Origin of the sequence: Sphingomonas sp. FUKUSWIS1, assembly GCF_000733135.1 — a bacterium.
GTDB lineage: Bacteria > Pseudomonadota > Alphaproteobacteria > Sphingomonadales > Sphingomonadaceae > Sphingomonas > Sphingomonas aerolata.
On record NZ_JPJC01000276.1, the window covers coordinates 1 to 10,087 of the forward strand.

Annotated in this window: 10 protein-coding genes; 6 read left to right on the top strand and 4 right to left on the bottom strand. The window is 66.6% G+C overall.

Annotation, left to right across the window (positions count from 1 at the left end):
* The 5 genes from sphsw_RS17435 to sphsw_RS17455 all read left to right on the top strand — a co-directional run.
* A partial coding sequence (locus sphsw_RS17435; RefSeq protein WP_031441729.1) for a tetratricopeptide repeat protein occupies nucleotides 1-444 on the top strand: 444 nt, incomplete at its 5' end.
* Between the two features lie 20 nt (nucleotides 445-464).
* A complete protein-coding gene (locus sphsw_RS17440) occupies nucleotides 465-1,322 on the top strand; it encodes a 4-(cytidine 5'-diphospho)-2-C-methyl-D-erythritol kinase (protein WP_031441730.1) in 858 nt (285 codons plus the stop codon).
* Nucleotides 1,323-1,635: 313 nt separating this feature from the next.
* On the top strand, nucleotides 1,636-2,709 hold the full coding sequence (gene recA, locus sphsw_RS17445; protein ID WP_031396669.1) for a recombinase RecA: 1,074 nt from the start codon (nucleotides 1,636-1,638) through the stop codon (nucleotides 2,707-2,709).
* Between the two features lie 259 nt (nucleotides 2,710-2,968).
* Nucleotides 2,969-3,826: a class I SAM-dependent methyltransferase gene (locus tag sphsw_RS17450; RefSeq protein ID WP_042467728.1), complete on the top strand. Its 858-nt coding sequence runs from the start codon at nucleotides 2,969-2,971 to the stop codon at nucleotides 3,824-3,826.
* Complete coding sequence (locus sphsw_RS17455; RefSeq protein ID WP_031441732.1) at nucleotides 3,823-4,458, top strand: glutathione S-transferase family protein; 636 nt, start codon at nucleotides 3,823-3,825, stop codon at nucleotides 4,456-4,458. Before sphsw_RS17450 ends, sphsw_RS17455 begins: the two co-directional genes overlap by 4 nt.
* A gap of 56 nt (nucleotides 4,459-4,514) precedes the next feature.
* Here the strand turns inward: sphsw_RS17455 and sphsw_RS17460 are convergent, their stop codons facing one another.
* Entirely contained in the window at nucleotides 4,515-5,852 is a 1,338-nt protein-coding gene (locus tag sphsw_RS17460; RefSeq protein ID WP_031441733.1) for a dicarboxylate/amino acid:cation symporter, read from the bottom strand.
* 72 nt (nucleotides 5,853-5,924) lie between these two features.
* Here sphsw_RS17460 and sphsw_RS17465 point away from each other — a divergent pair, with 72 nt between their 5' ends.
* Nucleotides 5,925-7,193 (top strand): M24 family metallopeptidase, encoded by a 1,269-nt coding sequence (locus sphsw_RS17465; protein ID WP_031441734.1) that lies wholly within the window; start codon nucleotides 5,925-5,927, stop codon nucleotides 7,191-7,193.
* A gap of 16 nt (nucleotides 7,194-7,209) precedes the next feature.
* On the opposite strand, the gene sphsw_RS17470 is transcribed toward sphsw_RS17465, so the two are convergent.
* Genes sphsw_RS17470 through sphsw_RS17480 form a run of 3 tightly spaced genes read right to left on the bottom strand, consistent with a single transcriptional unit; the run spans nucleotide 7,210 to nucleotide 9,790 of the window.
* Nucleotides 7,210-7,911 (bottom strand): phosphocholine cytidylyltransferase family protein, encoded by a 702-nt coding sequence (locus sphsw_RS17470; protein ID WP_031441735.1) that lies wholly within the window; start codon nucleotides 7,909-7,911, stop codon nucleotides 7,210-7,212.
* Between the two features lies 1 nt (nucleotide 7,912).
* Nucleotides 7,913-9,004 (bottom strand): inositol-3-phosphate synthase, encoded by a 1,092-nt coding sequence (locus sphsw_RS17475; RefSeq protein WP_031396675.1) that lies wholly within the window; start codon nucleotides 9,002-9,004, stop codon nucleotides 7,913-7,915.
* A gap of 15 nt (nucleotides 9,005-9,019) precedes the next feature.
* Nucleotides 9,020-9,790 (bottom strand): CDP-alcohol phosphatidyltransferase family protein, encoded by a 771-nt coding sequence (locus sphsw_RS17480; protein ID WP_235188456.1) that lies wholly within the window; start codon nucleotides 9,788-9,790, stop codon nucleotides 9,020-9,022.
* Nucleotides 9,791-10,087: the final 297 nt, after the last annotated feature.

Below are 10,087 nucleotides of genomic sequence, written 5' to 3' on the forward strand. Positions count from 1 at the left end.
GCGCTCGATCAGGCGGGGCGCTGGCCCGAGGCGCGCGTCGCGCTCCGCAAGGCGGTTGCCCTCGCCCCGACGCAACCGCTCGCGCTGAATTATCTGGGATTCGCGCAGGTCGAGCATGGCGACGACATCGCGGGCTCGATCCGGCTGCTCGAGCGGGCGAGCCGGCTCGATCCCGCCAATCCGTCCGTCACCGACTCGCTCGGCTGGGCCTATCACCGCGCCGGCGATACGCGACGCGCACTGCCCTTGCTCGAGCGTGCCGCGCAGGCGGAGCCGACCAATGCCGAAATCGGCGATCATCTCGGTGATGCCTATTGGAGCATGGGCCGACGGTACGAGGCGCGCTATGCGTGGCAGGCCGCGATCGTCACCGGCGATGCCGAGGAGCGCGCGCGCATCGCCGCGAAGATCGACACCGGCCTGCCGATCGCTGCGCGCCGCTGACCCCTGATCCCGAGACCCCGATGCCGACGACGACCGAAACCGCACCTGCCAAGATCAATCTCGCGCTGCATGTGCGTCACCGCCGCGCGGACGGCTATCACGAGCTCGAGACGCTGTTTGCCTTTGCCGAGCATGGCGACGTCGTCACGGTGCGCACGGCGGACGCGGACAGCTTTGCCATCATCGGGCCGTTCGCCGCGGCATTGCGTCCGGCGGCGGGGGGCACCGACGCCGCGCCATGGGACGGCAACCTCGTGACGGCCGCAGCGGACGCGTTCGTCGCGACGTTCGGGATCGCCGCGCACCACGCGATCACGCTCGACAAGCGACTGCCGATCGCATCGGGGATCGGTGGCGGCTCCGCCGATGCCGCGGCGACGCTGCGCGCGCTGGCGCGGTTGCACGGCGTCGCGGTGCAGGATCCGGCTCTCCACGACATTGCCGCCCGACTGGGTGCGGACGTGCCCGCGTGCCTCGTCAACCGGACGACGTTCGGGACCGGGCGCGGCGACACGCTCGTCGAGGTCGACGGGCTGGCGGGAACGCCGTTGCTGTGCGTCAATCCGCGCGTGGCGGTGTCGACCGCGGCGGTATTTGGCGCGTGGGACGGGATCGACCGCGGGCCGCTCGGCAAGGGGCCGCTGCTCGAACGCGCGATTGCCGGGCGGAACGACCTCGAGGCGCCGGCCTGCGCGATCGCGCCGGAGATTGCCCGGGTGCGCGCGCTCCTCGACGCAGCGCCGGGCGTGCTGCTCGCGCGCATGTCGGGATCGGGGGCGACCTGCTTTGCGCTGTTCGACAGCATCGCGGCCCGTGATTCCGCGGCGACGGATGCCGCTGCGCAAGGCTGGTGGACGCTGGCGTGCACGCTGCGCTGAACACAGTTCAACTGCCGCTTCGAAACTGTTCGGCTTTGGGACTCCGGACGCTATAAAATCGATTGCATCGCACCAGTCGGAAGCGTCAAATCGGGATGTCCACTACCGGATCGGCGCCACGGTTTGCCGACCGGCCCAAGGTTTCTCCCAAGACGCCGAAGCGGACCCATGATGGGAGGGCGGTCACCGAAAGGCGGCCGCCCTTTTTCACATTCCCGGATGTTCCGCACTTGTTCCGTGAGAACAAAAGCAATACATGGCGTTTGACGCGTTGAATGGCACGCGCGCTTGCTTTAGCGATGGGAGCTTATCGATGGCCGCTAATCTGAAAGTGATCGACACCGGCATGGCAACAGCAACCAACGACCGGCAAAAGGCGCTCGATGCCGCACTCGCGCAGATCGACCGCGCGTTCGGCAAGGGCTCGGCGATGCGTCTGGGCTCGAAGGAGACGATGCAGGTCGAGGTGATCTCGACCGGCTCGCTCGGGCTCGACATCGCGCTCGGTGTCGGCGGCCTGCCGCGTGGCCGCGTGATCGAGATCTACGGTCCGGAAAGCTCGGGCAAGACCACGCTCGCGCTCCACGTCATTGCCGAAGCGCAGAAGAATGGCGGCACCGCCGCGTTCGTCGACGCCGAGCATGCGCTTGACCCGGTCTATGCCAAGAAGCTCGGCGTCAACATCGACGAGTTGATCGTGTCGCAGCCGGACACCGGCGAGCAGGCACTCGAGATCGTCGACACGCTGGTCCGCTCGAACGCGATCGACGTACTCGTCGTCGATTCGGTCGCAGCACTCGTGCCGCGCGCCGAAATCGAGGGCGAGATGGGCGACAGCCATGTCGGGCTTCAGGCGCGCCTGATGTCGCAGAGCCTTCGCAAGCTGACCGGTTCGATCAGCCGGTCGCGTTGCATGGTGATCTTCATCAACCAGCTCCGCATGAAGATCGGCGTCATGTACGGCAACCCGGAGACGACGACGGGCGGCAACGCGCTGAAGTTCTACGCCTCGGTCCGTCTCGACATTCGCCGCATCGGTGCGGTCAAGGCGGGCGACGAGGTCACCGGCAACCAGACACGCGTGAAGGTCGTCAAGAACAAGGTCGCGCCGCCGTTCAAGCAGGTCGAATTCGACATCATGTACGGGCAGGGCGTGTCCAAGCTCGGCGAGATCCTTGATCTCGGCGTGAAGGCCGGGCTGGTCGAGAAATCGGGTGCGTGGTTCAGCTATGACAGCGTCCGGCTTGGTCAGGGTCGCGAGAATTCGAAGACCTTCCTCAAGGACAATCCCGAGACCGCCGATCGTCTTGAAAAGCAGATCCGCGCGCGCACCGACAAGGTCGCCGAGGAAATGATGGTCGGTCCCGACGCCGAAGACGACGCCTGAGTGAGAGTCGGAGCCCTTTTCCTCGCGGGGAAGGGCTCCGCGTCCTGTGACAGGGCGAGGCAGCGTCCAGGGCTGATGGTTCGGGCGGGTCTCGTCTCGCCTGGTTGAGCTGATGGGCCGCAGCGGGACGCGTGTTGGGCGATCGTCCGGAAATCCAGTGAGCCCTAGCGGGCATATGCTTCACGACTTGCGTCAAACGCGCCACAAGAGCTGATCTTGTGCGCACAGACGGGAGTTCGACCATGCGATATGGCCAATCATGACCAGTGATCGAGACTGGACCGGACGCGTCGGCGACACCTGGGCCACGGAATGGCGCCGTACCGACCGCAGCTTCGAGGGGCTTGCGCCCGTACTAAACGCCGCGATCCTTGCGGCGGCAGGCCCGCAGACTCGTACTGTTGTCGATATCGGTTGCGGCGCCGGCGCCACGTCGCTGGCCAGCGCGCAGGCGCTGCCGGACGGGCAAGTGATCGGCATCGATCTTTCGCCGACGCTGATCGCAGTGGCGAACCACCGCGCGGGGCACCTGACCAATGTCGTGTTCCGCTGCGCCGACGTCGCGGCGAGCGTCGAGACGCATGCGCCGATCGACCTCTATGTCTCGCGGCATGGGGTCATGTTTTTCGCCGATCCGGTGGCCGCCTTTGCCCTGCTCGCTAAGGCCGCCGCCCCCGGCGCCGCGCTCGTCTTCTCGTGCTTTGCCGAGCGTGCAGCCAATCGCTGGGCGGTGGAAACCGTTGCGGGTGCGGATGACGCATCCGGACCGACGGGGGCCATGACCGCGCCGGGGCCCTTTGCCTTTGCCGATCCCGCCTATGTCGCGGAGCTGCTGAAGCAGGCCGGGTGGCGCGCGACGACACCACAGCGTGTCGACTTCGGCTATCGCGCGGGAGGCGGCGCGGATCCGGTGGCGGACGCGGTCGACTATCTCCGCCGGATCGGCCCCGCGGCGTCGCGGATCCGCGACACGCACGGCGCGGAACGCGAACGGGCGCTGGCGCGTCTGACCAGCGCGTGCGTCGATCGTCTGACCGGGGATGCGGTCGAATTTCCGGCCGCCGCCTGGATATGGACGGCGCACCCGGCGCGCGACAGCCAAGGGAGCCTGCCATGATCACCGTCCACCATCTCGAAAACTCGCGATCGCAGCGGATCCTGTGGATGCTCGAGGAACTTGGGCTGCCCTATGAGATCAAGCGCTATGCGCGCGATCCGAAGACGATGCTCGCACCCCCGGAACTGAAGGCGGTCCATCCGCTCGGCAAGTCGCCGGTGATCGAGGATCGCGACGTCGAAGGTGGCCGGGTCGTGGCGGAAACCGGCGCGATCGTCGAGTATCTCGTCGACAAGGCGGACGGTCGGCTCGGGGCCCCCGCCAAGCGCGCGGATGCGCTGCGCTATCGGTTCTGGCTGCATTATGCCGAAGGCTCGATGATGCCGCCGCTGCTGCTCAAGCTGGTGCTCGCGAAGATTCCGGTGATGGGGAAGATCGCGCTGAAGCGCATCCAGCCGATGATCGATGTCCATCTCGATTACGTCGAGGCAGAGCTCTCGCAACGCCCCTGGTTTGCCGGCGATCAGATGACCGCGGCGGACATCATGATGAGCTTTCCGCTCGAAGCGGCGCGCAGCCGTGCGGGGCTCGACGAATCACGCCCCGCGACGATCGCCTGGCTCGGCAAGGTTCATGCGCGACCGGCCTATCAGGCGGGCCTGCAAAAGGGCGGCCCCTATGCCTATGCCTGACCCGGGCACACGCCAAGAGGCGGGCGGGCCGACCGCCTCCTGACGTCCCGTGCCGCTCAGGCCTGGCCGGGCTTGATCTTCTCATAGCTGTCGACATTCACCTTCGGGCCATGCCCGGTCGGTGCGTGCGGCGGGTCGCGGTCGGCGGGTTCGCGCTCGTCGAGCCCGCCCTCCCATTTTGCGACCACGGTCGCGGCGACCGCATTGCCGATGACGTTGGTCGCCGATCGGCCCATGTCGAGGAAGTGATCGACTGCGAGGATGAGCAGGATGCCGGCCTCCGGGATCTTGAACATCGACAGCGTCCCGGCGATCACCACCAGCGAGGCACGTGGCACGCCGGCAATGCCCTTCGACGTGACCATCAGGACGAGCAGCATGGCGATCTGCTGCCCGATCGGCATGTCGATGCCGTAGGCCTGGGCGATGAACAGCGACGCGAACGTCATGTACATCATCGACCCGTCGAGATTGAACGAATAGCCGAGCGGCAACACGAAGCTGGCGATCCGCGGCGGCACGCCGAACCGGTCGAGCGCCTCGAGCGTGCGCGGATAGGCCGCCTCCGATGACGCGGCCGAGAAGGCGAGGATCAGCGGGTCGCGAATATAGCGCACCAGCAGCCGCGTCCGCGGACCGATGAGCAGGAAGGCGATGCCGATCAGCATCAGCCAGAGCAGCGCCAGCCCGAGATAGAAGGTCAGCATGAAATAGCCGAGATCGCCGAGAATGCTCGGGCCCCGTTCGGCGAGCGTCGCGGTCACCGCGGCGAACACCGCGAACGGCGCGAACCGCATCACGTAATTCGTGATCTGCAGCATCACCGCGACGAGCGCCTCGATCGCCTTGACGAGCGGGGCGGCCTTTTCGCCGACCGCGGTTATCGCGACGCCGACGAACACAGAGAAGACGACGATCTGAAGAATCTCGTTGCTCGCCATCGCCGAGATCATCGAGTCGGGAACGATATGGGTGATGAACTTGGCGAGATCGAATGCGGCTCGGTCGACGCCGCTCGACGCGGTCGCCGGCGGGATGGCGAGCGCGAGGCCGACGCCTGGCTGCAGCACGTTCACCAGGATCATGCCGAGCGTCAGCGACAACAGGCTCGCACAAATGAACCAGCCGAGGCTGCGCAGGCCGACGCGGCCGAGCGCGCCGGTATCGCCCATATGCGCGATGCCGACGACCAGCGTCGAGAAGACCAAGGGCGCGATGATCATCTTGATCAGCCGCAGGAACAGTGACGTGACGATCGAGAAATAGCCGGCAATGTCCTTCAACTGCGCGGCGGATTGCGCGCTGCCGTCGTCGATCGACGCGTTGAGGATCCAGCCGACGGCCATGCCCGCGACCAGCCCGAACAGGATATAATAGGTTAGCCGCTTGGCCATTAAACGCTCCCGAAACTCGCGCACGAGGGAAGGGGATTGCGGCGCCCGGGTCAAGGACCCTATCGTCCCGACATGGCAATCTCTCCCGAATTACCCACCAGGCGCACGCTCCTCGGTGCCGCCGCCGCGCTCCCGCTGCTGTCGATCGGCGCGGTCCTGCGCGCGGCAGAACCCGACCTGTCGGCACTGTCCGATCTCACCGGGGGTGCCAAGCCGATCGATGCGGACGAGCGCGCCGCCCGGCTCTCGCGCGCCCAGGCGCTGATGAAGGCGGCAGGGATCGGCGCGGTACTGATCGAGCCGGGGTCGTCGATGCTCTACTTCACCGGTGTCCGCTGGAGCCGGAGCGAGCGGCTGACCGCCGCGATCCTGCCGGTCGAGGGGCAGCTCTGTATCGTCACGCCGTTCTTCGAGGAGCCGTCGGTGCGCGAGACACTCGCGGTGCCGGCGGAGGTTCGCGTCTGGCAGGAGGACCAAAACCCGCTCGCGGTGGTGGCGGGCTTCCTGCGCGATCGCCGGTTGATTGCGCGGCCGATCGCGATCGAGGAGACGATGCGATTCTTCGCCATCGACGCGCTCCGTCGGCTGGTACCGGAGGCACGGATCGTGTCGGCCAATCCGGTCGTGCGCGGCTGTCGGATGATCAAGACGCCTGCCGAGATCGCTTTGATGCAGACGGCCACGGACGTCACGCTCGCCGCCTATCGATGGACCCATGCGCGGGTCGAGACGGGCATGACCGGTCCCGAGATCGGCGCGCTGATGACGGCCGCGACGCGGAAGCTCGGCGGGGCGCCCGAATTCTCGATGGCGCTGATCGGCGAAGCCTCGGCCTATCCGCATGGCAGCCGCGAGATCCACCGCGTCGCGAACGGGCAGGTCGTGCTGATGGATTGCGGGTGCACCGTGCAGGGCTATCAGTCCGACGTCTCGCGCACCTGGGTTCACGGATCGGCTACCGCCGACCAGCGCAAGACCTGGGACCAGGCGATACGCGGTCAGCAGATCGCGTTTGCCGCCGCGCGGATCGGCGCGACCGCGGGCAGCGTCGACGATGCGGTGCGGGAGCATTACCAGGCGCTGGGCTATGGTCCGGGCTATAAGCTGCCCGGGCTGTCGCATCGGACGGGGCACGGGATCGGCATGGACGGGCACGAACCGGTCAATCTGGTACGGGGCGAGACGACGAAACTCGCGGCGGGCATGTGTTTCAGCGACGAGCCCGGCATCTACATCCCCGGGCGCTATGGCATCCGGATCGAGGATTGCTTCCACATGACCGAAGCGGGGCCGAGCTGGTTCAGCGTGCCTCCCACGTCGCTCGACCGACCGCTGGGCTGACGAGCCCGGGGTCTGCTCAGGCGGCCTGGCTCATCCAGCGCTCGGCATGTGCAAGGGCGGCTGCGTCGTCGACGTCGATCCAGTCGATGTCGCTGCAGTCGACGGTCTCGGCACGGTTCTCCGTGGCGAGCATGCGGACGCCTTCGGTCAGCGAGGGACTCGCCAGCGTGGCGAGTGCGGCGCCGAGGCGCGGCGAGATCGCGAAAACGCCCGTATCATAGGCGTCATGCGGTTCGAGGCCCTTGCCGATCGCGACGATCGCCGACCCGTTGGTCGCGACACACGTGACGTCTTCGGGGTCGACCCAGGGATGGCCGAGCCGGCGGTCGATGCCGAGCCTAAGCCCGTTGCCCGATCCGGCGGTGGCCATGCGGCGATACAGCGCGGGGAGGACGAGGTGGTCGCACATCGCGAGAACCGCGTCCTTACCGGCCAACGCGTCTGTCGCGGCAAGCACCGATACGCCATTGGGCTCGCGGTGGTCCGCCAGGACGGTTTCGACATGGAGCGGCCAGGCGCGGCTGGCGAGATAGGCCTCGATCGCATCGCGGCCGTAACTCAGCGTGACGATCGCACGCTTGAGGCCGGCCTCCGCAAGACCCTCGAGCGCATGCGCGATGAGGGGGCGGCCAGCGACCGGGCAGAGGGGTTTATAAGGCGCCGAGGCGCGTAGACGGCTGCCCTCCCCGGCGGCGAGGATGACAGCCGTCTCGATCATGTCAGGCGGCCTTGATGAACCGCTCGACCTCGATCTGCGCGAGATCGTCGGTCATCTGCGTGCGGGGATGCTTGCAGAAATAGGCCGATGCAGGGTCGATCACGCCCGCGATGCCGCGATCCTTGGCGATCTTCGCGCAGCGGATCATGTCGATCGCGACACCCGCAGAGTTGGGCGAATCCTCGACCGACAGGCGCAGCTCGAGGTTCATCGGCACGCCGCCGAACAGCTGGCCTTCCATGCGAAGGAAGCAGACCTTGTTGTCGTTCTGCCAGGGGACATAGTCCGACGGGCCGATATGGACGTTGTCGTCATCCATCCGCTCGGCCGCGACCGACTGGACGGCTTCGGTCTTCGAGATCTTCTTCGACTCGAGACGGCGATGGTTCGACATGTTGAGGAAGTCGGTGTTGCCGCCGGTGTTGAGCTGGTAGGTGCGATCCAGCTTCACGCCGCGCTTGGCGAACAGGTCGGTCAGCACGCGGTGGACGATCGTCGCGCCGAGCTGTGCCTTGATGTCGTCGCCGATGATCGCGACGCCGGCGTCTTCGAACTTCTTCGCCCAGACGGGGTTCGATGCGATGAAGACGGGGATGTTGTTGACGAACGCCACGCCCGCTTCGATCGCGCAGTCGGCATAGAATTCGGTCGCTTCCTGCGAACCGACCGGCAGGTAGTTCATCAGGACGTCGGCGCCCGACGCCTTCAGATCCGCGATGACCTGCTCACGCGTCGGCTCTGCGGCGTCGGCGAGGAGGAAGGTGCGGTCGTCCTTGAAGTCCGACATGTGGTCGGCGACGCCGTCGAGCGTCTTGCCCATCTTCACGATGGTGCCGGTGTTGCCGACATTGGGGGCGAACACTGCGGTGCAGTTGGGCTTGGCGAAGATGGCCTCGGCGACGTCCTTGCCGACCTTGCGACGATCGACGTCCCACGCCGCGACGACCTTGATGTCGCTTGGCTTGTAGCCACCCATATCGAAATGCATCAGGCCGACCTGGTCGTTTGCCCCCTCGCGATAATGCTCGAGACCCTGGACGAGCGAGCTCGCGCAGTTGCCGATGCCGACCACGGCGATCCGAATGCTATTCATTACTGACCCTGTTCCTTACGAAAGATGCATGCGCGACGCGGTCTTCGATCGCGGCGGTGTGGTATTACGGACGAAAGCCCGTTCGACACGACGGTGCCAGACGAGCCCGACGATGGCGACGAGCGTCAGAGGGACGATCTCGAACCACCAGAAGATGCGCGGGTTGCCCGCAAAGCAGGCGACGAAGATCGCCCATACTCTGACATTCGCGGTTAGCAAGGCCATGAAGCGCAATGGCGCCACTGCGCGCGCGGCATAGCTCTGGCCAAGCGCGACAGGATCGCTGGCCTGACCGAGCGTGCGTTCGAACGGCATCGCGATCCGGTCGATGCTGCCGGCCACCCCGTCATAAAAGCGGACAAGCGCGTTGCCGGTCGGCACGGGCGGCGCGTCGAGTGCGACACCGCGGATCCGGCGATGGAAGCGCGAGCGCTCACCCTCGTACATGTTCGACTGCACCGCGTGCGCGCCACCGGCCGCAACCGCGAGCATCCAGGCCTCTGGCGTGTCGATGGTGAGGGCGAGCGAGATGTAGATCAGCGCGAACACACCGTGATCGCACAGACCGTCGAGCATCCGCCCGAGCGGGCTCGCGGTCTTGGTCGCGCGGGCGACCATGCCGTCCAGACCATCGGCGATCAGCCACCCGATCGACAGGGCCAGGCCGACCAGTGCCAAAGCGGGATTGCCCCAATGCGTATAGGCCAGCGCAGCAGCGCCCCCCAGGACCAGTCCCGCCACCGACACCGTGTTCGCCGAGATGCGACGCGCGAGTGCGAGGGGCAAAAGCGCGCGGCCTGCCGGGTGAATCAGCCAAAGGTTAGATGGGATCTCGATCCGGCGATCGCGCGATCCATCCGGTGGAGCCACTGTCATAGGATTTTCATAATGCGCGCGGCACGCGATTTATGCAAGGTCGCCCGGCTCGGCCCGCGGAACGGCTGAGCGCAATTCGTCGATCCAGACCTGCGCGGTTCCATCCGACGGTGCGCGCCAGTCGCCGCGCGGCGACAATGCGCCGCCCGCCGAGACCTTTGGCCCGTTCGGCAGCGCGGAGCGCTTGAACTGGCTCGTCGCGAAAAA

Excerpts from the sequence above, each read along its gene's own strand:
- sphsw_RS17440 (WP_031441730.1), top strand. The coding sequence starts at position 465 with ATGCCGACGACGACCGAAACCGCACCTGCCAAGATCAATCTCGCGCTG.
- recA (WP_031396669.1), top strand. The coding sequence starts at position 1,636 with ATGGCCGCTAATCTGAAAGTGATCGACACCGGCATGGCAACAGCAACC.
- sphsw_RS17450 (WP_042467728.1), top strand. The coding sequence starts at position 2,969 with ATGACCAGTGATCGAGACTGGACCGGACGCGTCGGCGACACCTGGGCC.
- sphsw_RS17455 (WP_031441732.1), top strand. The coding sequence starts at position 3,823 with ATGATCACCGTCCACCATCTCGAAAACTCGCGATCGCAGCGGATCCTG.
- sphsw_RS17460 (WP_031441733.1), bottom strand. The coding sequence starts at position 5,852 with ATGGCCAAGCGGCTAACCTATTATATCCTGTTCGGGCTGGTCGCGGGC.
- sphsw_RS17465 (WP_031441734.1), top strand. The coding sequence starts at position 5,925 with ATGGCAATCTCTCCCGAATTACCCACCAGGCGCACGCTCCTCGGTGCC.
- sphsw_RS17470 (WP_031441735.1), bottom strand. The coding sequence starts at position 7,911 with ATGATCGAGACGGCTGTCATCCTCGCCGCCGGGGAGGGCAGCCGTCTA.
- sphsw_RS17475 (WP_031396675.1), bottom strand. The coding sequence starts at position 9,004 with ATGAATAGCATTCGGATCGCCGTGGTCGGCATCGGCAACTGCGCGAGC.